At 34.9% G+C, this 22,737-nt stretch carries 25 protein-coding genes; 2 read left to right on the forward strand and 23 right to left on the reverse strand.

What is annotated here, in order from left to right; translation table 11 throughout:
- Positions 1-73 precede the first annotated feature (73 nt).
- Positions 74-1,261 carry a homogentisate 1,2-dioxygenase gene (locus tag MTP08_RS11815; protein ID WP_243576122.1) on the reverse strand — a complete coding sequence of 396 codons (1,188 nt, stop codon included), beginning with the start codon at positions 1,259-1,261 and terminating at the stop codon, positions 74-76.
- A 257-nt stretch (positions 1,262-1,518) separates the two neighbouring features.
- On the opposite strand from MTP08_RS11815, the gene MTP08_RS11820 reads away from it, so the two are divergent.
- Positions 1,519-3,468, forward strand: coding sequence for a TonB-dependent receptor plug domain-containing protein (locus MTP08_RS11820; protein WP_317233002.1), 1,950 nt, complete (start codon positions 1,519-1,521; stop codon positions 3,466-3,468).
- 27 nt (positions 3,469-3,495) lie between these two features.
- The gene (locus MTP08_RS11825; RefSeq protein ID WP_243576124.1) at positions 3,496-3,975 is read left to right on the forward strand and encodes a thioredoxin family protein; all 480 of its coding nucleotides are present in this window, start codon (positions 3,496-3,498) and stop codon (positions 3,973-3,975) included.
- 11 nt (positions 3,976-3,986) lie between these two features.
- Here the strand turns inward: MTP08_RS11825 and MTP08_RS11830 are convergent, their stop codons facing one another.
- The 22 genes from MTP08_RS11830 to MTP08_RS11935 all read right to left on the reverse strand — a co-directional run bounded on the left by MTP08_RS11830 (position 3,987) and on the right by MTP08_RS11935 (position 22,735).
- Complete coding sequence (locus tag MTP08_RS11830) at positions 3,987-4,349, reverse strand: DUF1304 domain-containing protein (protein WP_243576125.1); 363 nt, start codon at positions 4,347-4,349, stop codon at positions 3,987-3,989.
- A gap of 144 nt (positions 4,350-4,493) precedes the next feature.
- Positions 4,494-5,006 carry a hypothetical protein gene (locus tag MTP08_RS11835; RefSeq protein WP_243576126.1) on the reverse strand — a complete coding sequence of 171 codons (513 nt, stop codon included), beginning with the start codon at positions 5,004-5,006 and terminating at the stop codon, positions 4,494-4,496.
- A 93-nt stretch (positions 5,007-5,099) separates the two neighbouring features.
- On the reverse strand, positions 5,100-5,603 hold the full coding sequence (locus MTP08_RS11840; RefSeq protein ID WP_243576127.1) for a hypothetical protein: 504 nt from the start codon (positions 5,601-5,603) through the stop codon (positions 5,100-5,102).
- Between the two features lie 133 nt (positions 5,604-5,736).
- Positions 5,737-6,501 carry an enoyl-CoA hydratase/isomerase family protein gene (locus MTP08_RS11845; RefSeq protein ID WP_243576128.1) on the reverse strand — a complete coding sequence of 255 codons (765 nt, stop codon included), beginning with the start codon at positions 6,499-6,501 and terminating at the stop codon, positions 5,737-5,739.
- 80 nt (positions 6,502-6,581) lie between these two features.
- On the reverse strand, positions 6,582-7,268 hold the full coding sequence (locus tag MTP08_RS11850) for an SMUG2 DNA glycosylase family protein (protein ID WP_243576129.1): 687 nt from the start codon (positions 7,266-7,268) through the stop codon (positions 6,582-6,584).
- Positions 7,269-7,596: 328 nt separating this feature from the next.
- A complete protein-coding gene (gene paaZ, locus MTP08_RS11855; RefSeq protein ID WP_243576130.1) occupies positions 7,597-10,092 on the reverse strand; it encodes a phenylacetic acid degradation bifunctional protein PaaZ in 2,496 nt (831 codons plus the stop codon).
- Between the two features lie 81 nt (positions 10,093-10,173).
- Positions 10,174-11,004, reverse strand: a complete 831-nt coding sequence (locus MTP08_RS11860; protein WP_243576131.1) for an alpha/beta hydrolase — start codon at positions 11,002-11,004, stop codon at positions 10,174-10,176.
- Positions 11,005-11,123: 119 nt separating this feature from the next.
- Positions 11,124-11,969 carry a sulfurtransferase gene (locus tag MTP08_RS11865; protein ID WP_243576132.1) on the reverse strand — a complete coding sequence of 282 codons (846 nt, stop codon included), beginning with the start codon at positions 11,967-11,969 and terminating at the stop codon, positions 11,124-11,126.
- Complete coding sequence (locus MTP08_RS11870) at positions 11,959-12,144, reverse strand: hypothetical protein (RefSeq protein WP_243576133.1); 186 nt, start codon at positions 12,142-12,144, stop codon at positions 11,959-11,961. The genes MTP08_RS11865 and MTP08_RS11870 overlap by 11 nt, the downstream gene beginning before the upstream one ends.
- 59 nt (positions 12,145-12,203) lie before the next feature.
- Positions 12,204-12,797, reverse strand: a complete 594-nt coding sequence (locus MTP08_RS11875) for an acyltransferase (protein WP_243576134.1) — start codon at positions 12,795-12,797, stop codon at positions 12,204-12,206.
- A 132-nt stretch (positions 12,798-12,929) separates the two neighbouring features.
- The gene (gene pcaF / locus MTP08_RS11880; protein ID WP_243576135.1) at positions 12,930-14,138 is read right to left on the reverse strand and encodes a 3-oxoadipyl-CoA thiolase; all 1,209 of its coding nucleotides are present in this window, start codon (positions 14,136-14,138) and stop codon (positions 12,930-12,932) included.
- 83 nt (positions 14,139-14,221) lie between these two features.
- Positions 14,222-14,635 carry a hydroxyphenylacetyl-CoA thioesterase PaaI gene (gene paaI / locus MTP08_RS11885; protein ID WP_209389916.1) on the reverse strand — a complete coding sequence of 138 codons (414 nt, stop codon included), beginning with the start codon at positions 14,633-14,635 and terminating at the stop codon, positions 14,222-14,224.
- Positions 14,635-14,859: a hypothetical protein gene (locus MTP08_RS11890; RefSeq protein ID WP_243576136.1), complete on the reverse strand. Its 225-nt coding sequence runs from the start codon at positions 14,857-14,859 to the stop codon at positions 14,635-14,637. The genes paaI and MTP08_RS11890 overlap by 1 nt, the downstream gene beginning before the upstream one ends.
- A gap of 40 nt (positions 14,860-14,899) precedes the next feature.
- Positions 14,900-15,211, reverse strand: a complete 312-nt coding sequence (locus MTP08_RS11895) for a hypothetical protein (RefSeq protein WP_243576137.1) — start codon at positions 15,209-15,211, stop codon at positions 14,900-14,902.
- 78 nt (positions 15,212-15,289) lie between these two features.
- Positions 15,290-16,438, reverse strand: a complete 1,149-nt coding sequence (locus MTP08_RS11900) for a 3-hydroxyacyl-CoA dehydrogenase NAD-binding domain-containing protein (protein WP_243576138.1) — start codon at positions 16,436-16,438, stop codon at positions 15,290-15,292.
- An 82-nt stretch (positions 16,439-16,520) separates the two neighbouring features.
- Entirely contained in the window at positions 16,521-17,321 is an 801-nt protein-coding gene (locus MTP08_RS11905) for an enoyl-CoA hydratase/isomerase family protein (RefSeq protein ID WP_243576139.1), read from the reverse strand.
- Between the two features lie 128 nt (positions 17,322-17,449).
- Positions 17,450-17,914: a 1,2-phenylacetyl-CoA epoxidase subunit PaaD gene (gene paaD / locus MTP08_RS11910; RefSeq protein WP_243576140.1), complete on the reverse strand. Its 465-nt coding sequence runs from the start codon at positions 17,912-17,914 to the stop codon at positions 17,450-17,452.
- 168 nt (positions 17,915-18,082) lie between these two features.
- Complete coding sequence (gene paaC, locus MTP08_RS11915; RefSeq protein ID WP_243576141.1) at positions 18,083-18,832, reverse strand: 1,2-phenylacetyl-CoA epoxidase subunit PaaC; 750 nt, start codon at positions 18,830-18,832, stop codon at positions 18,083-18,085.
- 94 nt (positions 18,833-18,926) lie between these two features.
- Complete coding sequence (paaB, locus tag MTP08_RS11920) at positions 18,927-19,208, reverse strand: 1,2-phenylacetyl-CoA epoxidase subunit PaaB (RefSeq protein ID WP_002981782.1); 282 nt, start codon at positions 19,206-19,208, stop codon at positions 18,927-18,929.
- Between the two features lie 110 nt (positions 19,209-19,318).
- A complete protein-coding gene (gene paaA / locus MTP08_RS11925; protein WP_243576142.1) occupies positions 19,319-20,257 on the reverse strand; it encodes a 1,2-phenylacetyl-CoA epoxidase subunit PaaA in 939 nt (312 codons plus the stop codon).
- A 75-nt stretch (positions 20,258-20,332) separates the two neighbouring features.
- Positions 20,333-21,418 carry a 2Fe-2S iron-sulfur cluster-binding protein gene (locus tag MTP08_RS11930; RefSeq protein ID WP_243576143.1) on the reverse strand — a complete coding sequence of 362 codons (1,086 nt, stop codon included), beginning with the start codon at positions 21,416-21,418 and terminating at the stop codon, positions 20,333-20,335.
- Positions 21,419-22,735, reverse strand: coding sequence for a phenylacetate--CoA ligase family protein (locus MTP08_RS11935; RefSeq protein ID WP_243576144.1), 1,317 nt, complete (start codon positions 22,733-22,735; stop codon positions 21,419-21,421).
- Positions 22,736-22,737 lie beyond the last annotated feature (2 nt).

Consider the following 22,737-nt stretch of genomic DNA (forward strand, 5'->3'; position numbering starts at 1 on the left):
AATTTACCCTGAATAAAAAACATCGGCAATAATGACCGATGTTCTATGTTTACTCGCTTATTTTTCTGAAAAACTACTCCTGGAGTCTGTCTTTCAACCCATGATCTTCACTTTCAAGCCACGAAGTTTTATAGGTAGAATCTTCAATTTTTAAAGCTTCTTCGGTAATTTTTAATGGTCTGAACGGATCTACCATTACAGCATATTCTTCGGTAAATTTTTTACCTATGCTTCTTTCCATTGCACCAGGATGAGGACCGTGAACTATTCCTCCAGGATGCAAAGTAAAATCCATTAAATCTATATGGTTTCTGCTTATGAAATCGCCCTCTGTATAAAACAAAACTTCATCAGAATCTATATTTGAATGATTGTATGGTGCAGGAATCGCTTGCGGATGATAATCGTACATTCTTGCACAGAACGAGCATACTACATAGTTGTGACCTTCAAAGTTTTGGTGAACCGGTGGCGGCTGATGAATTCTTCCGGTAATTGGTTCAAAATTTTTGATGTTGAATTTGTACGGATAAAAATAGCCATCCCAACCTACCACATCAAACGGATGAGTTGCATAAATAAAATCGGTAATCTGATTTTCTTTTTTTACTTTAATTAGAAACTCCCCTTTTTCATCTTTAGGTTCAACAAAAGTTGGAGCAACAATATCTCTTTCGCAGAATGGTGAATGTTCCAAAAGTTGTCCGAATTCATTTCTATATCTTTTTGGAGTATAAATCGGAGAATGACTTTCCAACACAAAAAATACAGTATCTTCAGAATTCAGTTCTGTCTGATAAATTGTTCCTCTTGGGATAATAATGTAGTCTCCCGTTGAAAAACTGAGATCTCCTACAAAAGTTTTCAGGATTCCGCTTCCTTTGTGTACAAAAAGTAACTCGTCACATTCTGCATTTTTATAGAAGTAATCCATGGATTTTCTGGGTTTAGATAATCCCATCTTTAGATCATTATTTACCATCAGAAACTTACGGCTATCCAGAAAATCATCTTCGGGTGTAACATTCATCCCTTTAAACATTCTAGGAGTAACGTTTTTTTCGATGGCTATTTTCGGCGAAACATCTTTAGCTTCTCCTATAGATTTTATCTGAGTAGGACGATGGATATGGTATAGCAATGAAGAAATACCATGAAAACCTTCTGTCCCGAAAAGCTGCTCGTAGTAGAATTTATCTTCAGGCGATTTAAAAACTGTATGCCTTTTTTGTGGGATATTTCCCGATTGGTGGTATCTCATTTTACTTTTATATCTGGATTCTCAAATTTAATATTTTTAAATGAATTGTCTGAAAAAGATTTTCCAATATCTAAGTTTTGCATTTCTAAAAATAATTGTTAGATTTGTCTAACAATTTAAATTACATGAGGCAAATAATTATATTTTCAATTTTAATAACTTCCGTCTATTCAATTCAAGCACAAGAAAAAGACAGTATAACCAAAGATTCTTACAAAAAAGTGGATTCTGCTACAACAACAGAGCAAAAAAATATAATGACAACAAAAGATATCGACGATATGGTTATTACAGGAACTTTAAAACCTATCAGCAAATCTAAGAGTCCGGTATCTGTAGAAATTTACACCCAGAAATTTTTCCGGAAAAATCCTACTCCAAATGTTTTTGAAGCTATAGCAATGATAAATGGCGTAAGACCTCAACTAAATTGTTCGGTTTGTAATACAGGCGATATTCACATTAATGGATTGGAAGGACCATACACCATGATTTTAATTGATGGAATGCCTATTGTAAGTTCTCTTTCTACTGTTTATGGATTGAGCGGAATTCCCAACAGCCTGATTGACAGAATTGAAGTGGTAAAAGGTCCCGCCTCTTCGCTTTACGGTTCTGAAGCAATGGGTGGAGTTATAAATATCATAACAAAAAATGCATTAACAGCGCCAAAGCTAAGTTTAGACATAATGACTACCTCGTGGAGCGAAAATAATCTCGACATTTCCACAAAGCTTAATATCTCCAGAAATGCGGCTTCTATTATCAGCTTAAATTATTTTAATGCTAACAAGAGATTTGATGAAAACAAAGATAACTTTACAGATTCAGCATTGCAAAAACGAATTTCTGTTTTCAACAAATGGAACTTCAGACGAAAAAACAGCCGATCTGCAAGTTTTGCATTACGATACTTGTATGAAGACCGATTTGGTGGAGAAATGCAGTGGAATAAGTCTTATCGCGGAAGCGAGAAAAAATATGGCGAAAGCATATATACCAACCGATTGGAAGCTTTTGGGCTGTACCAACTTCCTGTAAAAGAAAATATAATGATTCAGTTTTCTTATAATTATCACGATCAAAATTCGTATTATGGTATCAATCCTTATCTCGCCAAACAGAAAGTCAGTTTTATACAAACTTATTGGGACAAAAAAATAAAAAACCATAGTTTACTTTTTGGGTTTACCTTCAAGAATACATTTTATGATGATAATACACCCGGAACATTATCTGCAGACGGATTTACAAATCAACCTATGAAATCTCCGATTTTTGGTGGTTTTATTCAGGATCAATGGGAAATCAGCGAAAAAAACACATTGCTCATCGGCTACAGATTAGATTATGATAAGATACATCGCAGTGTACACTCGCCGAGATTAGCATGGAAATATTCGCCCAATCCATTTCATACCTTTAGATTTAATTTTGGTACAGGTTTCAGGGTAGTGAATTTATTTACTGAAGATCATGCTGCACTCACAGGTTCACGAGAAGTAGTAATTCAATCTAATTTGCAACCCGAAAGATCTGTAAACGGAAATCTGAATTATATGTGGAAAATTCCTGCAGGAAATCATTTGATTAATCTTGATGCTTCTGCCTTTCACACCTATTTTAGCAATAAAATTGTTGGTGATTTTGATTCTGATCCCGAAAAAATTATTTACAATAATCTAAACGGATACGGAATTTCACGAGGATTATCTTTGAATACAGATCTTATTTTCAGTTTTCCTTTAAGTATCAATTTAGGATTAACTTACGTTGATGTATATCAGAAATTTGATGATGAAAGACAAAAATCGCAGCAACTACACGCACCAAAATGGAGCGGAACCTATAATATTACCTACAAATTCAGCTATAATCTTGCAGTAGATTTTACAGGACAATGGTATGGACCGATGAGATTACCCATTCTGGTAAATGATTACAGACCAGAATACTCACCATGGTATTCTTTAGCAAATATTCAGGTTTCAAAAAGTTTTTCATCTGGCTTTGAAGTATATTGTGGCATTAAAAACCTCTTCAACTTTACGCCGAAAAACCCTATAATGAGGCCTTTTGATCCGTTTGACAGAAATGTAAATGATCCTATAAACAACCCCAACCGATATACTTTTGACACCACTTACGGCTATGCTCCTATGCAAAAAATACGAGGATTTTTAGGCATAAAATATACTTTGAAGTAATTCAGAAAAAATTTAAACCCAATAGCTATGATGAAACTTATAACTATGCTTACCCTTTCCATTTCAGGGATTTGTTTTTCTCAGATGAAAACTTTGGATATTTCGGATTTTGAAATTCAGCATAAAAAAAATCCGAAGCCAATAATACTCAGAATTTATACAAAATGGTGTTCGGTTTGTAAAATGGATTATTTCAGAATTAATCAAGACATAGAACTTATATCTTTAATTAATAAAGACTTATACTTCATTAACTTTGATGCAGAAAATACAAAAGAAAAAATAATTTTTCAGGGGAAAGAATATAGTTATTTGCCCAATGGAACTTCAGGACTTCACGAGTTGGCAATAGCGTTTTCTAAAAATAAAAATCTTCCCATTTACCCATTATGGATTATTTTAGATGCAGAAGGAACATTGGTTTACTATCATGAAGGTTTTTGTTCCCCCGAAATTTTAAAAGAAAATTTAAAAAATTGGTACCAGATTTATTCCGAAAATAGATAATTAACCGAAAACTACTTCAGCAAAACCACAATAATTGCCAAAATTGCAGGTAAAGCCTGAACAAAAAATATTTTCTTAGCAGATAAAGATCCATATATTCCGGCAACTGCTACACATCCTAGAAAAAACAAAGCTATATTACTTTGCCATTTAGAGTCTTCAATACAAAATGACCATAATAATCCTGCTGCCAGAAACCCATTATACAAGCCTTGGTTTGCCGCCAAACCTTTTGTGAGTTTAAACATTTCGGGAGGTAAAGCACTTTTAAAGACTTCTTTTCCTTTGGTTTCCCATGCAAACATTTCCATCCAAAGTATATAAAGATGTTCTAATGCAACAACGGCAATTAAAATTTTGGCAACAATTTCCATTTACATCGAATTTTTTTGAAATGTAAAGCTAAAAATTAAATGTCAATTTGGAATAAGATCGTTTTACATTTTTTATCATTAAAAATGAAAATAGCTTTCCTATTTTTCTGAAAAGCTATTTTTTTATTTGAGATTGAAATAAAATTATCTTGCAGGAACACTGCTGAAATTAAGCGAAACCTTAATGTTCATATCCGAAGAAGTCTGATTCTTCAATTCATAAACTGTTCTTACAGAAAGTCCTGAACTTTTAACAATATTATCTAAAAACCCGCTATCATTAAGGTCTAAATTTAAGCTTGAAGAATTGGTGGAAATATCACTTCTTGAAGCCACCAGTTTTTCGCTTGTTCCGTTGGAAGAGATATAGACTTTTACAGATTTCAACGCACTTAAATCTCCACTTGTAGGAGGAACTACAGAGATTTTCGCCTCGGAAATTCTTACATCTTTAATCTGTGCATTATTATTTCCGCCTACCCAAGTCTGAACATTGGATGCCGTAGATGTAGAAGAAACTTCTTTGTTAGCAGGAACTCCTGTAGAAACTAAAAAATTAGAGGTATAAGGAAAAGTATTCTGTACAATAGATTGTACTGCACCACAACTTGCCAATGCTATAGATGAGACAGTGGCTATTAATACTATCTTTTTCATATATTAAATATTTATAATTAAAGTTGATGCAATTCTTAAGTTAAGATAATTGCAAATTAAATCTAAAATGAGTTTTGCAGAAATTATACCACTTTAGTCTATCGTAACTGAGAATTGTCCTGTATTTTCTCCTTCAGCCATAAGATCTTTACCTATAATAAGCCAAATTTCGCCTTTCCCTTTAATATCATAAGAAATATCTCTACCAAAAGGACCATCATACGTTCCGTCTGATAATTTAATCTGGTTAAATCTTACATTCATATTGTTATTTTTGGGAGTAATCACACCATGAAGTTTAGATTTACTATAATTGGGAATTCTAATAATGAGTTTTTGAATTTTATCATCAAATGTTTGATCTATGGTACTTGGAAGTTTCTCTGCATCGATAATTTTAACGGCTTCTCCCATTTTATTGGTTGCTGAAACTTTTAATGAATCTCGATTTTCAGATGATGCCACAGAATCTTTTGGCTTAACAGCTGAATGGGTTTCTCCTGAAAGAGAATCTTTATCTGTTATTTTAACCTCTGTATTTTGTTTTGTACATGAAGCCAACAATAAAGGAATCATTAATAATACTGACTTTTTCATTTCTATATAGTTTTCTTAATTGACCGATTTTTAGAATCTGAATACTAAAATTATTCCATTTACAATCTCTTCCAAACAAAAAAACAGCATTCAAATCTGAAATGCTGTTCTATCACAATTATTTAATAAAAATTTACTTTGCTCTTAATTTCTCTTTTATGGCCTGAATATTTTTCTTTGCAGATTCTTCTAAAATAAGACTTGCACTCATGTGAATTCTTGCAGGCATCAATTCAGCAAAATGCTCCGTTCCTTCCCAGGAAACTTTTTTAATTAAAGCTAAAGCATCTTCGCTACGGGAAGAAAGAGTGGTTAAAAACTGCTCTAGTTTTGCGTCCATCTCAGCAATTGTAGGCGAAACCGAATGATAAATATTATGCTGTTCTGCCCAATCTGCTGATCTGAAATCTGCGTCTATCGCCATTGCTGCAAACTGTGATTTACCTATTTTTCGCTCCACATAAGGTCCTATTACAAAAGGTCCGATGCCTAAATTAATCTCCGTTAAAGCCAAAGCAGAGTCTTTTGTTGCAAAACAATAGTCTGCTCCACAAGCAATGCCTGCACCACCACCGGTTGTTTTCCCCTGAACTCTTACCACCACAATTTTTCCGCAGTTTCTCATAGCATTCAAAACCTTCGCAAAACCTCCGAAAAACTTTGTAGATTTCTCTAATTCTTCAATTTCTAAAAGTTCATCAAAGCTTGCACCTGCACAGAAAGCTTTTTCACCTGCACTTTTTACAAGGATTGCTTTTACCTCTTTTTTGGCACCTTCTTCTAAAATTGTTTCCGCCAATTTTTCCAGAATAGCTCCCGGAAGCGAGTTACTTTTCGAGGTTCCGAAAGTAATTTCGGCAATATTATTTTTAATTTCTGATGTTACAAAATCACTCATTTCTTATCTGATATTGAATTCAAACAAAAATACTAACAATTGTTCGGTAAAAAAATTTAATGAAGAAAAATTTCTTTCTCCTAATCTTTTTTTAAAGCTAAAATATATTTATCAATATAAAACTGTTTTTCTTTTGATTTGTATTGCTGAATATATCTTGGATGTTCCAATACAGTCATTTTTTCAAAAAGATGGGCTTCCTGATTTAGTTTTGAAATAAATTCTGCATTCTTTTTTCCAAGAACGAAAACCTCAGAAGTATCGAGATTTAGGCTAATATGCTTTTTCAAAGTATCAATCATAAAATCTTTTACATCCTTGAAAAGTTCTTTATCATCGTAATAATTGGCATTAACCCAACTTCCTTTCGATTTTCTCACAATTGCGAGAGGAAAAGGAGAATTGATATAAACATCCCTATAAAATTCTTCGGCACCGCCGTACTGTGCAATCATATCATATACAAAAACGGATGAAACTTCATGAGTGTATGCAGATTTCATTTTAATTCCGCAAACGGTTTCCAGACGCTTGGTATCGGTAAAAGGAACTCCCGTAATTCCGGCTCCGTGACGGCTAGGATTAATCCCAATCATAAATTTTCTCTGCGCAGTATCGTTATAGTAATGATGGTAAAACTTTTCCATAACGGTCATTGTTTCAGGATTATCCAAATAAGGATTTAAAACCTGAAAATCGTTGGGAAGATTTCCCGAATAATGTAATTTGCTGTTAAATTCTATGACCTTTTCCCCGAATGTTTTCATACGATTAAGATAGAAAAATGCAGCAAAAAATTTAATTGCTGCATTGTTGTATTTACACTTATTTAACGTGAGTTCGGGATAAGAAATATTTTAAATAGTTCTGATATTAATTATTTTATCGCAAAGAAAAACAAAGAGAAGTTTACTTTTTGAAATGCTTTTAAGCTATACAAAGCCACTTTGTTTAGCAAAGTAACACAAAACTTTGTGTTACTTTGCTAAGTTATACGTCTTGGTTTATCTTACAACATATGTAAATCAAAAATTTTAATCTTTTGTTTAGCTTTGCGTTTTATAAATCCTTATCCCGAACTCAGGTTATTTAAATTTAAATCAATCCGAACTGCTCAAAATGGTGTGTAAAATGCTTTCGTTGGAAAAGTTCCATCATTTCTTTATTAAGCATCCCGAATCTTGGATGATAATGTTCTGCAAAAGGATTTTCTTTATAATAAACTTTAAATTCTTTTATGATATCAAGCAATTTTGCTTTTGCCTCTTCCAGATTTTTATATTTTGGCTGCAGACTTTCCCCGTCTTTCAAAAGTGGATATTTGGCACCAGATTTTATCTTTTGATCTGTGTACAGCCAATCCTGAAGTTTTTCAAGTTTTTCTGCAGGAATTTCTTCAAAATCTTCAGATTTTAAATTTCCAAAGCCATTTTTCATGACCTCTTCCAAATGTTCAACCATCAGTTGTGGAGAAAGTTCCCCAAATGTACGCTCAGATTTTTCGGTTAAATTATGCAACATTTTTTGAATATTTCTAACATTTAAATCCATAAAAGGAGACTGCTTTGCCACTAATGTTAAAATGGTAGCTACACAAACAACCTCATCTCTCTGATTCACCACTTCAACCAGCCATTTTACAACACCAGAAGGAATATTTCTGCCTTTCACCCCACGGTTGATCTTTTCTTTCGCCGTTAAGTAAACCGTAATCGTATCTCCTGCATAAACAGGTTTAAAGAATGAGCAGTTTTCTAAACCGTAATTGGCAATAACAGGTCCTTTTTTTCCTGAAACGAACAATCCCGCCGCTGCAGAAAGAATAAAATATCCGTGAGCCACTGTTTTATCGAAAATCGTTCCTGTTAAGCTGGTCGCATCAGTATGGGCATAGAAATGATCCCAGGAAACATTAGAGAAATTCACAATATCTGCATCAGTTACCGTTCTTCCAGCTGTTTCTAAAGAATCACCAACCTCAACTTCTTCAAAATATTTCTGGAAAGGATGTTTGTCTGAATATTTTTTCTCTGCTCCCTGCTGATAAATTTTAGTAATTGCCGTTAAAATATCCGGGGAACCCTGAATTGCGGTCTTTTGAAGGAAAAAATGAAGACCGTTTAAACCGCCCATTTCTTCACCGCCTCCGGCTCTTCCGGGGCCACCGTGCATTAAAGTAGGAAGTGGCGAACCGTGACCTGTACTTTCTTTGGCATTGTCTCTGTTTAACACGAAAATTCTACCGTGCTGAGAAGCCATTTTCCATGAAGTTTCGGCAACAAATTTTTCATCATGAGAAATGATAGAACCGACCAAACTTCCTTTTCCTCTTTTTGCTAACGCTGCAGCTTCTTCCGCATCTTTGTAAGGCATCAACGTAGAAACCGGACCAAAAGCTTCAACATTGTGAGAAATATTTTTGGTGAATGGAGCATCATTTAAGAATAGTTTCGGGCTCATAAATGCACCGTTTTCATAGTTGGCATCTACCAATTCGTGTTGTCCATCGTAAATAAGTTCTGTTTCGGCTTTCAGTAAATTTACTTTTCTTAAAACTTCATCATACTGCTGTTTTCCGACTAAAGAACCCATTCTTGTTTCTCGGCTTAACGGATTTCCGATTTTGGTCTGGTCTAATGCTTTAGATAAAGCATTCTGAACATCACCGATTAAGTTTTCAGGAACGATAATTCTTCTGATTGCGGTACATTTTTGTCCGGCTTTCGTCGTCATTTCGTTACGAACTTCTTTGATGAATAGATCAAACTCCGGAGTGCCTGGTTTTGCATCCAACCCAAGAATAGAACAGTTCAAAGAATCGGCTTCCATGTTGAAACGAACCGCATTTCCTGCAACTGACGGTAAAGATTTTAATTTTCTACCTGTTGTCGCAGAACCTGTGAATAACACAGAATCTCCATCCTGAACATAATCCAGAATATTTCCAGGTTCCCCGCAAACCAACTGCAGAGCTCCTTCAGGAAGAATTCCACTTTCAATCATATCCTGAAAAACTGCATTGGTTAAATAAGAACCAAACGGAGAAGGCTTTACAATTGAAGGAACACCCGCTAATAATGAAGTTGAAAGTTTTTCCAGCATTCCCCAAACCGGGAAGTTATATGCATTAATTTGTACTGAAACCCCTTCGCTCGGCGTTAAAATATGAGTTCCCAAAAAAGTTCCGTTAGCAGAAATTTTCTGAGTTTCCCCATCCACCCAAAACGGAGTATTGGGAAGCATTCTCTTCGCCAAACCAGAATATGTGAAGAAAGTACCGAAACCTCCTTCAATATCTACCCAAGAATCTACATGAGTTGCTCCTGTTTTATAAGATAAATCGTAATATTTTTTCTTTCTTTCGAGAAGATAAAGAGCTACCTTTTTCAGCATTTCCCCACGGTCGTAGAATGTCATCGATGAAAGATTTTTGTAACCTACTGTTCTTCCGTAATCTAATGCCTGCTCAAAATTCAGACCTTCTGTATCGGAAACAGCAACTTGCTCTCCTGTCACAGCATTGTATAAAGGAATTCCGTTTCCAGAGCCTTCTATCCATTCGCCGTAGATATAGTTTTTTAACTTTTGCATATAGTATTTAGTTTAACAATGTATCAATTTAACAGTTTACCAATAATTTTTACACTGATACATTTTTAGATTGTTATATTTTTAATTTTTCGGTTCTTTATACGGAAACAATTTCATCAAACCTTCATACAAACTTCTGTGAAGAATCGTTGCATGGTTATCTGTTTCCATCATTTTATATTCTAAAGTCCAATTTTTTTTATTGGCTTTTTTCAAAACATCGAAGAAATTTTCCGCATCTTTTATCATCACCGGATGTTCACCTTTTCCGACAGAAATATAAATGAATTTTTTGGTATCCGGAATTTTAGTTAATAATTGAGGAGCCTGTTTTAACAAACTTTCATTATCCCACCATAAACTCGGACTGATTATAAAATAATTATTGAATAGTTCAGGTTTTTTTAATAGAATTTCAGTGGCTAAAAGTCCACCCAAAGATTGTCCGAATAAGTATTTATCGGTTGTTTTAAACTGACTTTCGATATAAGGTTTTAATTCTTTCTCCAAAAAACTGATGAATTTGTCCGAATGTCCTGTCGTAGGATAATCTTTCTGTAAATCCTTTAAATCAGTATGAAAAGTAAAATCCTTTTTCCTGTCAATATTGGCAATTCCTACCACAATCGTTTCCGGCATAGAATACATTTGATTGAAAAATTGCACTAAACCCGTAACGTGAATAAAATCTTCATTCATGCTTCCATCCAAAAGATAGATGATGGGGTAAGATTTTGTTTTATCGAAATTTTGTGGAAGATAAATATTTAAAACTCTGTCTTCATTTAAAATTTTGGAATTTATTGTTCTGATTTCTCCAATAGTTAAGGGTTTTACATTTCCACTTTGGGCAAAAACCAAAGATTGAAATGCAAAGAAAATACTGCAGTAGATGAGAAGTTTTTTAAACATTTTTATTTTAATTGTTTTTTATAAAAACCTAACGGGTTTTGAAAATCTAGCTATCCCTTAAATTTAGACCAAGTTTCGCAGCTAATGTTTCCTTACCATATTTTCTCTTCTCCATAAGATCATAATTCTATTGGAAAAGTATTACTAATATTTCCCCATTCCATCCATGAACCGTCATATACTTTTATTCTTTCAATACCTACTTTTATTGCACCCAAAGCACCTATACAGGATGTTACTCCAGAACCACAACTAAAAATAAGTTCCTTAGAAATATCCATTTCAGAGAAAATTGCCTTTAATTTTTCATCAGATTTTAATTTACCATTTTCAAGAAACACTTCAAAAGGAATGTTGATGGAATTAGGAATATGTCCCGACTTTAGGTTATCTCTAGGCTCCTTTTCTATACCATAAAATCTTCCATGTGACCTAACATCGATTATTATACTGTCAGATAAGTGATTTAGTACATATTGGGAGTCGCAGAAAAACCGATATGTTTCCTCGGTATTATTTATAGAAAAATCCCCGACAGCTTCATCGGTAAGATAAGAATTTTCTACTGGATAGCCTTCGTTTTTCCAGTCAATTAATCCTCCATCCAAAATTGAGATATTGTTATGTCCTAAACTCTTCAACATAAAAAAAACACGAGGAGAAGAATATATTCCCTGATTATCATAGATCACAATTTCGGAATTATTTTTTATTCCTAATTTCCGAACATTCTCTAACATATTACTTATATTTGGCAATGTGTGATCATATGGACTTGATAAATCACTAAATATTTTTTTTAAATCAAACTTTTTTGAATTTGGAATTATTTCATTGATATTATTGTTATTGACAGAAACAGTTTTAGGTTTAATGCTAGCATCTAATATTATCAAATTTTGATTTTTGCTATTTTTATTTAACCAATTAGCCGAAACCGTAGTGCTTATTTTATTATTTCCCATTTTGAATTATTATAAAACAATAGGCATAAATATCTGCAATTTGAAGAATATATTTATCTAACTGCTTCAGAAAAAATTGATAGTTTGTTTCTTCACGGAAAATTAATTCTTTCCCATTTACATGAGAAAAAATGTGATAGACAGAATCAAACTCAAAATTTTCTGTATTTCTCATTTTACTTTATGAAAACCTAACGGGTTTTGAAAACCCATTAGGTTTGGGTATATTTTAAACTATTTCACATCATCCCAAATGCTGTAATCAACAACTTTCGTAGGAATCTGCTGCACATATTCTGTAAAAGGCTCACAGGGAAGAATGGCATCTTTTCCTTCTCTTGCCAATTCCTGATACAATCTTGTTCCTTCCGTTTTCCATTTGATCATTTCATCAGAAATATCACGAATGATTTTTGCAGGGCTTCCAACAATCAATTTTCTTGCATCACATTTGAAATTGGCAGGAACGAAAGCCAAGGCTCCGATGATACATTCGTCACCGATTACTGCTTTGTCCATCACTACGGCGTTCATTCCAACCAAACAATTTCTACCAATATGTCCGGAATGAATAATCGCTCCATGACCAATATGCGCCGATTCTTCTAAAATGGTCTCAATGCCCGGAAAAACGTGAAGTGTACAATTTTCCTGTACATTGGCCCCGTCTTTCACGATAATTTTACCCCAGTCGCCTCGAATTACTGCATTCGGACCAATATAAACTTCTTCACCGATTTCCACATTGCCAATAATCACCGCTTGTGGATGAACGTAAGCGGAAGGCTTAATGATGGGGCGAATTCCGTGATATGAGTAAATATTCATAAAATTTTTATTGGAAATTTAATTTAATCAATGTATCAATCTAAGAGTTTACCAATGAGATGCTTCGACAAGCTCAGCATGACAGGAATTGTTACGTTGATACATTTTCAGATTCTTATATTATTGAAAAAGCTATACTTTTTCAATCACCATGGCATAACCTTGTCCGACACCGATACAAAGCGTACACAACGCATATTTTTTATCTTGTTTTTGAAGTTCCATAGCGGCAGAACCAACAATTCTTGCTCCTGAAACTCCGAGTGGGTGACCGATTGCGATAGCTCCTCCGTTTGGATTTACTCTCGCATCATCATCCTTTAAACCTAACGTTCTTGTTACCGCCAAAGCCTGTGCGGCAAATGCTTCATTGAGCTCAATGACGTCCATATCTTCCAGTGAAAGATTTACCCTTTTTAAAACTTTTTGAGTTGCTTCAACAGGTCCGATTCCCATAATTCTAGGCTCTACACCGGCAACAGCTGATCCTAAAATCTTGGCAATAGGCTTCAAACCATATTTTTTTACAGCTTCTTCGCTGGCAAGAATTAATGCTGCTGCTCCGTCATTCATTCCGGAAGCGTTTCCAGCTGTTACTGTCCCTCCTTCTTTTCTGAAAGCCGGACGCAATTTCCCCAAACCTTCCATTGTGGAAGTAGGTTTGATGAATTCGTCTTTATCGAAAACTTTCGGTTCTCCTTTTCTTTGTGGGATTTCCACTTTTATAATTTCTTCAGCCAATCTACCGTTTTCCTGTGCTTTAGTCGCTTTCTGCTGAGACCAAAGAGCAAATTTATCCTGATCTTCACGGCTGATGTTATGCATTTCTGCTAAATTTTCGGCCGTTTCTCCCATTCCGTCAACGCCGTACATTTCTTTCATTTTCGGATTGATGAATCTCCATCCGAAAGTCGTATCAAACATCTGGCTGTCTCTCCCAAAAGCCGCACTTGGTTTTGACATCACATAAGGCGACCGCGTCATGTGTTCTACTCCACCGGCAATGTAAATTTCACCTTCTCCTGAAGCAATCGAACGGAATGCATTCGCCACCGCCGACATTCCCGAAGCACACAATCTGTTGACGGTTTCGCCTCCGATTTTATAGGGAAGACCGGCTAACAAAAGCCCCATTCTCGCTACGTTTCTATTATCTTCACCTGCCTGATTGGCGCATCCGAAAATAACATCCTCAATTTCCTCAACAGGAACTTCAGGGTTTCTTGCTACGATTTCTTTAATAACGATAGCAGCCAAATCGTCTGCTCTTACTTCTGAAAGACCACCTGATAATTTTGAAATTGGTGTTCTGATGTAATCTATAATGTATACATTGTTCATTTTTCAATAGATTTTAGATGATAGATTTCAGACAACAGACATTTCTAAATCTAATATCTTACCTCTGATGTCTTTTATCTGATTTATAATTCTGTAACCTTTTTTCCGATTTTATAAACAGTTCCTACAAATTTCGCCACCAATTCTTGATTCTGATTGGTAATTTTAATATCGTAAATTGCTGTTTTTCTGGTATTATTTACCAAAATACTTTCTGCTCTGAAAATATCTCCTTCTCTTCCAGCCTTTGTGAAATTTATGGTTACGCTTAAAGCCACGGCTGCATTTCCGTCATTGTTTGAAGAAAAAGCAAAAGCTGAATCCGCAAAAGCAAAGGTTACTCCACCATGAACCGTTCCCAAACCGTTGAGCATTTGTTTCGTGATTTGCATTTCAATTAATGCATAGTTTTCTTTAATATCAATAATTTTTATTCCTAAAAACTGGGAGAAGTAGTCTTTCTCCATCATGTAATCTACAACCTGTTTCGGATTCATTATCTTTTATTTAAATTTTTAAATCTGATTACATCTTTCCATGTATAATTTCTTCCGTCTAAAATGAAGATTGCTAAAAAAATAAAGACGAAATAAAATAAAAAGCCATATATATTGATACTTTTCTCATCATCCCAACCCAAATAATAAAAGAAAAGTTTTACAAGGGCGAAACCAACAACATAAATAGCCGCAGTTACTATAGATCTGAGAAAGTTTTTCATTGTAAAAATTCTTTTCAGCATAATTTTAAATGTTTTTAAGCTAAGAATTGTTTATTTGTTCATATAATTCATCTGCCAATTGATCGTAAATACTCATGGTTTTACCCAAAATTAACTGTTCATAAGTGAGATTTCCAGAATCTGATGATTTTTCGCCCTGATAAAAACCGATTAAATTAATCCCTTCTTCGTGGGCGATTCTTTTAACTAATTCTTTATATTTTTCGTTGAAAATTCCCAATAATTCTAATTTTTCCTGATCATCTTTTATTGAAGAAAGTTTCTGAATTAAATATTCTTTTTCAATGTTCAGCCTTATTTCCAATTCTGTTCGGAATGATCCTATATCCATGACATTTAATCAATAAATAACAATGCCGCATTTACCAATGAATAAGAAGAACTGCTGCATCGTTAGATTGGTATATTGTTACATTTTACGAAGTAATGGGCTTTGTCTATACCTTTCCTCCTGATATTCTTCGTAAAGATTTTGAAGGGTTTCAGAGATTTTCGCATATCCGATTTCTTTTCCCCAAGCCAATAATCCTTTGGGATAATTTACTCCTTTCTGCATTGCTAATTCCAAATCTTCGTCGTTGGCAACACCTAATCTTTTTGCTTCTACCGCTTCATTTATCAACATAGAAATAATTCTCAAGAATATTTGTTGATATAATTCATCATTCTTTTCAAACTCTTGACTCTTGGTTCTTGACTCTTGGTTCTTATCAGAATAATCATAAAACCCTTTTCCTGTTTTTCTGCCGTGAAGTTTGGCTTCCAACATTCTTTGCTGAAGGAGGGACGGTTTGTATTTCGGATCGTAAAAATATTCGTTGTAAACCGTTTTTGTTACGGAGAAATTAACATCTACTCCAATAAGATCCATCAGTTCAAAAGGTCCCATTTTAAAGTTTCCAATTGTTTTCATCGCATCATCAACCTGTTCTACTGTTGCGATATTTTCCTCAACAATTCTCAGTGCTTCACCATAATATGGGCGTGCAATTCTGTTCACGATAAATCCCGGAATATCTTTAGCAATAACCGGAGTTTTGCCCCAGTCTTTCATCAAACTGTATATTTTTTCGGCTAAAAATTTTTCTGTTAATAAAGAAGGAATAACCTCAACCAAAGGCATCAATGGAGCCGGATTGAAGAAGTGGATTCCGATGAAACGCTCCGGTTTTTGTAATTCCGCACCGAGAGAGGTGATGGAAATAGATGATGTGTTGGAACCGATTACACAAGTTTCAGAAACGTGGTTTTCCAGTTCTGTAAATACTTTGGTTTTGATTTCTTTATTTTCGATGATGGCCTCAATGATGAGTTCACATTCTTTGAAGTCTTTCAATTCTGTAGCAATGGAGATATTGGCTAAAATTTCAGTCATTTTTTCTGCCGAAATTTTTTGTTTATCAACCAGTTTGGTTAATGTTTTTTCCAAACCTACAGTTGCCGTTTCTACTTGTTTTGCATTGGCGTCATAAACCCAAACTTTGCATCCGTTGGTTGCGGCCACTTGTGCAATGCCTATTCCCATGGTTCCGGCACCGATGATTCCTACATTTTTCATGTTGTATAATGTAAAATGTACAATGTAAAAAGTATTGTATGTGTACGTTGTACATTTTACTTTTTACATTGTACAAGTTTATTTATTTTCCTTTATAATTAGGTTTTCTTTTTTCTAAAAAGGCAGTTACACCTTCTTTAAAATCTTCTGTTTCTGCAGCTTTTTGCTGTAAATCTCCTTCCAATTCAAGCTGTTCTTTTAAAGTATTATTGTAAGAGTTAGCAAAAGCTTTTTTGGTTAGTTTTAAGCCTATTGTAGGCATATTAGATACTTTCTCCAAAATTTCCATAGATTTTGAATTGAATTCTTCTTCGCTGAAAACTTCTGCTACCAAACCATAAGATTTTGATTCTTCAGCCGATAATTTTTTACCCGTAAATGCTAAATAATTAGCCAATTGTCTTCCTAATAATTTAGGCAAGAAATAGGTTCCACCAGTATCAGGAATTAACCCAATATTTGAAAATGCCTGAGCAAAATATGATTTATTATTGGCTAAAACAAAGTCGCAAATCAATGCTAACATCGCTCCTGCTCCTACAGCCGGACCATTTACCAATGCAACAACAGGTTTTTTGCAACGTGTAATTTCAAGCACCAAAGGATTATAATAATCAGTCACAATTTTTCGGATAATATCGTGATCCTGATGATCATTTCCCTGAACAAAAGCATCATCCAGATTCTGACCCGAACAAAACGCTCTTCCTCTTCCTGAAATCGCAACACATCTTACTATGGGATCATTACTGCATTCATTTACAAATTCCTTTAACTCTGTTAACGAAGGCTTAGTTAAGGCATTCATGGTATCTGGCTGATTGAGATAAGCAATTTTTAGCTTTCCCTCAAAGTGGGTTTCGATGTCAAGTTGTGTGTACATAGTTTTACTTTTTATAATTAATGTAAATTTACGTATAAAAATATAGCAATATATCAGCTTATCAGTATAACAATATTTGCCGCATTCAAAATTGTTACATTTTTATATTGCTCGATTGTTACATTAATCTAGTGACATTTAAAATAATCAAATGGCTCTAAACAGTCTAGGCATTGATATGAAGCTTTACATAAAGTAGATCCGAATCTGCTGATCTGTTTTGAATTCATAGAACCACAACGCGGGCATTTCTTCGGTTTCCCGATATGATGTTCGTCTGCACCTTTTTCAGGAGGTGTGATTCCGTAAACACGAAGTTTTTCTCTGGCTTCATCCGTAATCCAATCCGTCGTCCAAATGGGAAACATTTTGGTAACTACTTTTGCATCCCAACCATTCTCTTTCATAATTTTTATGATGTCTTCCTCAATGGTAAACATAGCGGGACAGGCAGAATAAGTAGGCGTAATGGTTACTTCACAAGAATTCTCGCTGGTAACTTTGGCTTCTCTTACAATACCCAATTCCACAATATTGATTACCGGAATTTCCGGATCGGGAACGAGTTCTAATATTTCTAAAGGATTTTTCAATCTTCTTTTTATCTGATATTTTTTAACGCAAAGTGCGCAAATTTTATTTGACTACTAATTGTTTTTAAGTTCGCTAAGGCGTTTCACTTATTAAAGTCAACAAAGTATAATTTCAATTGCAGTTCTAATTGTTATATTGATAAACTGCTACATTGTTACATTTAAAAATTACCACGTACAACCCGGGTACGCTCTCTGCATATACTGCAATTCACAAAGGATAAATCCGAAATATTCTGTATGATATCCTGTTCTTGATTTTGGCTGCATGAAAGGATTTGTAGGGTATTCTAATTTGAAATCCGCAAAATCTTTCTGTGTAATCGCAACAAATTCTTCGTAAAGAGCATCTGAATTCGGAGCAATATTTAAAGCAACCAAATCATCTTCTCCTTCTGTTTTTGCGAATAAACCTTTGGTATATTCCCAGATATTTTCAATCGCTTTTACCAAACGACTTTTACTCTCCTCTGTTCCCTGAGCGAAAATCTTCATCCAAGACGCAGCGTGAGTATAGTGATATCTTACTTCTTTTAAAGATTTTTGGGCGATGGCAGAAAGTTCTTCATTGGCAGAATTTGACAAGGCTTCATACATCAATTTCTGATATACAGCGAAAACGTAAACCTTTAAAATGGTCTGTGCATAATCTTCGTTGGGAAGTTCTGTCCAGTGTGCGTTTAAGTATTCGTGTTCATATCTTAAAAATGCTAAATCATCTTCACTTTTTCCGTTATCGATCACTCTTGAAGCATAAACATAAAAGTTGTTTGCCTGACCAAGTTCATCCAACGCAATATTCGTTAATGCAATATCTTCCTCTAAATAAGGACCTTCACCGCACCACGCAGACAAACGCTGTCCCATAATGAAACTGTCGTCTGCCAATTTTAATAAATAATTATATAATGGGTTCATTGTTTAATCAATTTGAAGACCAAAAGATGATAGACTGATAGAAAATAGATTGTAAAGTCTTTTATCTATTCGTCTATTATCTCCAAAGTCTTAATTACATATTTTTCACATCGTTTGGAATCTCGTAGAAAGTCGGATGACGGTACAACTTGTCATCAGCCGGATCGAAGAATGCTTCTTTATCCACCCCTTCCGAAGTCACGATATATTTACTTGGAACTACCCAAACAGAAGTTCCCTCTTTTCTTCTTGTATAAACATCTCTTGCGTTCTGCAAAGCCATTTCTGCTGTGGGTGCCTGTACAATTCCTACATGTTTGTGAGATAATCCCGGTTTAGTCTGAATAAACACTTCCCACATATCTAAATTTGCCATAAATAAAATTAAATTTAACAATGTATCAATGTACCAGTTTAACAATAATGAGATTCTTCGTTTTGCTCAGAATAACAATTGAATTGCTACATTTTTACATCGGTATATTGTTATATTGAAATTTTTTCCTGTTTTTCCGCAAAAGCCGCTGCCGCTTCCTTTACCCAAGAATTTTCTCTTTGAGCTTTTCTTTTGGTTTCGATACGCTTTTTGTTGGCTGGGCCATTTCCTTTTAAGATTTCCATGAATTCATCCCAAGGAAGTTCTCCGAAATCGTAATGTTGTCTTTCCTCATTCCATTTCAGATCTTTGTCCGGAATGGTTAATCCTAAGAATTCAGCCTGAGAAACCGTAACGTCAATAAATCTCTGACGAAGGCTGTCGTTACTTTCTCTTTTCACTCTATAATTCATAGAAATTTTAGAGTTCGGCGAACTGTCGTCATTTGGTCCGAACATCATCAAAGCGGGCCACCAGAAACGGTTTAAAGAAGCCTGAGCCATTTCTTTCTGCTGTTTTGTACCACGGCACAATGCCATTAAGATCTCATATCCCTGTCTTTGGTGGAAAGATTCTTCTTTACAGATTTTCACCATCGCTCTTGAATAAGGGCCATAAGAATTCCCCATCAACATTACCTGATTCATGATTGCTGCTCCATCAACCAACCAACCAATTGCACCGATATCTGCCCAACTCAATGTCGGATAATTGAAAATACTTGAATATTTTGCTTTACCTTCCAACATGTCTTCGTAAGTTGCATCTCTGTCTGCTTTAATGCTTCCGTCTCCTAAAGTCTCTGTTGCAGAATACAAGTACAAACCGTGACCTGCTTCATCCTGAACTTTAGCCAACAGCGCCATTTTTCTTCTCAGTGAAGGTGCTCTGGAAATCCAGTTGGCTTCTGGCAACATTCCCACAATTTCAGAATGTGCGTGCTGAGAAATCTGTCGAACCAATAGTTTTCTGTAATCATCGGGCATTACATCTTTTGGTTCTACTTTATTTTCGTCGTGTACGTATTGTACAAATTTTTCTAAATCCATTTTCTTGTCTTTTGTAAAATGTAAAAAGTATTTATGTATTCATGAATACGTTTTACATTAAATCGTTAATACAATTTAAACATCATAATTAAGCATCACCACATTCGTTGTCGGGTGACATTGACAGGTAAGAACATAACCTCTGGCTACTTCTTCTTCGGTAAGCGCGTAGTTTTTTTCCATGAAAACTTCACCTTCCAAAACTTCGGCTTTACACGTACAACAAACTCCTCCTTTACAAGCGAAAGGCACAGGAAGATTGTCTTTCAATGCTTTATCTAAGATACTCTCTTTTTTTGAATTCAAGTGGAACGAATATTCATCATCATCGATGATAACCGTTACCATACTTTCGATATTGGCAATAGCTTTGAATTCATCGCTCATTTCCTCCGTATTTTCTTCATCCGGAGCGGTGAAATATTCAAATAATACCTGAATTGCCGGTACTTTTTTATCTTTCTTTAAATAATCTGCAATTCCTTTGATCATTTCCGAAGGTCCGCAAATGAAGAATGTTGATTCTTTCACATCAATATCTGCGTACCTTTCGAACAACTGATCTAATTTTTCAGGAGAAATTCTTCCTTCAAAAATCGGATCTTCATGTTTCTCACGGCTTACTAAATAGACAACTTTCAGTCTTCCATTAAAAGTTTCAACCAGTTTATCGATTTCAGCTTTTTTCATTACATGATTCATTCTTCTGTTGCTGTAGAACAAATAAGCATTTGAATTCGGTTCCTGATAAAGACTTTCCTTAATATTCGATAAAACTGGAGAAATTCCGCTTCCAGCAGCCAAACCAACGTAAGTTTTTACATTTGTTGGGTGATACGAAGTATTGAAACCTCCCATTGGAGGCATTACTTCAAGGATTTCGTCCATGTGAAGATGTTCGTTGAAATACCCAGAAACCTTTCCGTTTTCGAGTAATTTTACCAAAACTTCCAGTGTGTTGCTTTTTTCACTCGGAGCATTGCAGATGGAATAAGAACGCCTTTCCTCATTTCCGTTAATCATCATTCGGAAATTAAGATACTGCCCCTGTTTGAACCTGAATTTATCTTTCAGATCTTCAGGAATTTCAACGGCTACATTTACAGCATCGTTGGTATCTTTCTGAACTTTTACAGTTTTAAGTTTATAAAATGAATTCATTTATTTTTTAAGTATTCTGTTAATTTTTCCGCCTTCGCATTTTGGAAGACTGTCCTGAGCGTGAATTTTAACTTTCGTAGTAATTCCTACTCTTTTTTTAATTTCGTTTTCGATGCTTTTCCCAAAGTTTCCGACAAAAATAGCATAATCATCGGTATTAATTTCAAGTTTTTTTGCTCCTACAAAATCATTATCAATTTCAACATCAATATCGAGTGCCACACACATCTGTTCTTTTTCAATTGGCGTTAAATAATAATTCGGAACCACTCCGTCCACATGAGAAAACGCTTCTTCAATCTGGCTTGGATACACATTCACGCCTCTTACAATCAGCATATCATCGGCCCTTCCAAGAATTGGTTTCATTTTAACCATAGTCCTTTTTCCGCTTTCATCATAATACAGACTTGTGATATCGTTTGTCCAGTAGCGTAAAAGCGGCATGGCTTTCTTCGTTAAAGTTGTAATCACCAAAACGCCTTCTTCACCGAATGGAACAGGTTCTTTGGTAACTGGATCTAAAATTTCAGGATAAAAATGATCTTCCCAAATATAAGCTCCACCTTTTTCCTCAAAATCCTCCATCGAAACTCCCGGACCAATAATTTCGCTTAAACCATAAATATTGGTTGCATGCACGCCCAATCTTTCTTCAATATGTTGTCTGATGATTTCCGTCCACGGTTCTGAACCTAAAACGGCATATTTTAAACTGATCTCTTCTGCAGAAATTCCACGTTTTGAAAATTCATCAGCGATTGTAAGAGCATAAGAAGGCGAACAACAGAGAACTTCCGGCTGAAAATCCATAATTAAATCAACCTGCCTTGATGTCATTCCACCCGAAATAGGAAGAACGCTCATCCCTAATTTTTCCGCTCCGTAATGAAGTCCGAGCCCACCGGTGAAAATACCATAACCATAAGCATTATGCAACTGCATTCCCGGTTTTGCTCCTGCTGCGTTTAAAGATCTCGCCACCACTTCACTGAATAAATCGACATCTTCTTTTGCATAGCCTACAACTGTCGGTCTTCCCGTTGTTCCGCTAGAACAGTGAATTCTCTGAAGTTCATTTTTAGGAACCGTAAACAATCCGAACGGATAATTATCTCTTAAATCTTGCTTGTAAGTAATTGGAAGTTTCGTAATATCTTCAATCGACCTTATATCTTGTGGAGATATTCCTGATTCATTAAATTTCCTTCTATAAAATTCCGACTTCTCTCCAAGATAGTCTACCAATTTAGCCAATCGCTCAGATTGAAGCTGTCTCAATTGGTCGAGCTTTAAATATTCAACTGAAAAATCCATAT

The sequence above is a fragment of the Chryseobacterium oryzae genome (assembly GCF_022811665.1).
Classification (GTDB): domain Bacteria; phylum Bacteroidota; class Bacteroidia; order Flavobacteriales; family Weeksellaceae; genus Chryseobacterium; species Chryseobacterium oryzae.

Bases quoted from the DNA above. Each gene is read 5' to 3' on its own strand.
- MTP08_RS11830 (WP_243576125.1), bottom strand. From the start codon at position 4,349: ATGGAAATTGTTGCCAAAATTTTAATTGCCGTTGTTGCATTAGAACAT.
- paaB (WP_002981782.1), bottom strand. From the start codon at position 19,208: ATGGCAAATTTAGATATGTGGGAAGTGTTTATTCAGACTAAACCGGGA.
- MTP08_RS11865 (WP_243576132.1), bottom strand. From the start codon at position 11,969: ATGGGAAATAATAAAATAAGCACTACGGTTTCGGCTAATTGGTTAAAT.
- MTP08_RS11900 (WP_243576138.1), bottom strand. From the start codon at position 16,438: ATGAAAAATGTAGGAATCATCGGTGCCGGAACCATGGGAATAGGCATT.
- MTP08_RS11860 (WP_243576131.1), bottom strand. From the start codon at position 11,004: ATGTTTAAAAAACTTCTCATCTACTGCAGTATTTTCTTTGCATTTCAA.
- MTP08_RS11930 (WP_243576143.1), bottom strand. From the start codon at position 21,418: ATGAATTCATTTTATAAACTTAAAACTGTAAAAGTTCAGAAAGATACC.
- pcaF (WP_243576135.1), bottom strand. From the start codon at position 14,138: ATGAACAATGTATACATTATAGATTACATCAGAACACCAATTTCAAAA.
- paaI (WP_209389916.1), bottom strand. From the start codon at position 14,635: ATGAATCCGAAACAGGTTGTAGATTACATGATGGAGAAAGACTACTTC.
- paaA (WP_243576142.1), bottom strand. From the start codon at position 20,257: ATGGATTTAGAAAAATTTGTACAATACGTACACGACGAAAATAAAGTA.
- paaC (WP_243576141.1), bottom strand. From the start codon at position 18,832: ATGAACCCATTATATAATTATTTATTAAAATTGGCAGACGACAGTTTC.
- MTP08_RS11815 (WP_243576122.1), bottom strand. From the start codon at position 1,261: ATGAGATACCACCAATCGGGAAATATCCCACAAAAAAGGCATACAGTT.
- MTP08_RS11905 (WP_243576139.1), bottom strand. From the start codon at position 17,321: ATGTACACACAACTTGACATCGAAACCCACTTTGAGGGAAAGCTAAAA.
- MTP08_RS11850 (WP_243576129.1), bottom strand. From the start codon at position 7,268: ATGAAAACATTCGGGGAAAAGGTCATAGAATTTAACAGCAAATTACAT.
- MTP08_RS11895 (WP_243576137.1), bottom strand. From the start codon at position 15,211: ATGGATATAGGATCATTCCGAACAGAATTGGAAATAAGGCTGAACATT.
- MTP08_RS11845 (WP_243576128.1), bottom strand. From the start codon at position 6,501: ATGAGTGATTTTGTAACATCAGAAATTAAAAATAATATTGCCGAAATT.
- MTP08_RS11835 (WP_243576126.1), bottom strand. From the start codon at position 5,006: ATGAAAAAGATAGTATTAATAGCCACTGTCTCATCTATAGCATTGGCA.
- MTP08_RS11935 (WP_243576144.1), bottom strand. From the start codon at position 22,735: ATGGATTTTTCAGTTGAATATTTAAAGCTCGACCAATTGAGACAGCTT.
- MTP08_RS11840 (WP_243576127.1), bottom strand. From the start codon at position 5,603: ATGAAAAAGTCAGTATTATTAATGATTCCTTTATTGTTGGCTTCATGT.
- MTP08_RS11820 (WP_317233002.1), top strand. From the start codon at position 1,519: ATGACAACAAAAGATATCGACGATATGGTTATTACAGGAACTTTAAAA.
- MTP08_RS11875 (WP_243576134.1), bottom strand. From the start codon at position 12,797: ATGAATATTTACTCATATCACGGAATTCGCCCCATCATTAAGCCTTCC.
- MTP08_RS11890 (WP_243576136.1), bottom strand. From the start codon at position 14,859: ATGAAAAACTTTCTCAGATCTATAGTAACTGCGGCTATTTATGTTGTT.
- MTP08_RS11825 (WP_243576124.1), top strand. From the start codon at position 3,496: ATGATGAAACTTATAACTATGCTTACCCTTTCCATTTCAGGGATTTGT.
- paaZ (WP_243576130.1), bottom strand. From the start codon at position 10,092: ATGCAAAAGTTAAAAAACTATATCTACGGCGAATGGATAGAAGGCTCT.
- MTP08_RS11870 (WP_243576133.1), bottom strand. From the start codon at position 12,144: ATGAGAAATACAGAAAATTTTGAGTTTGATTCTGTCTATCACATTTTT.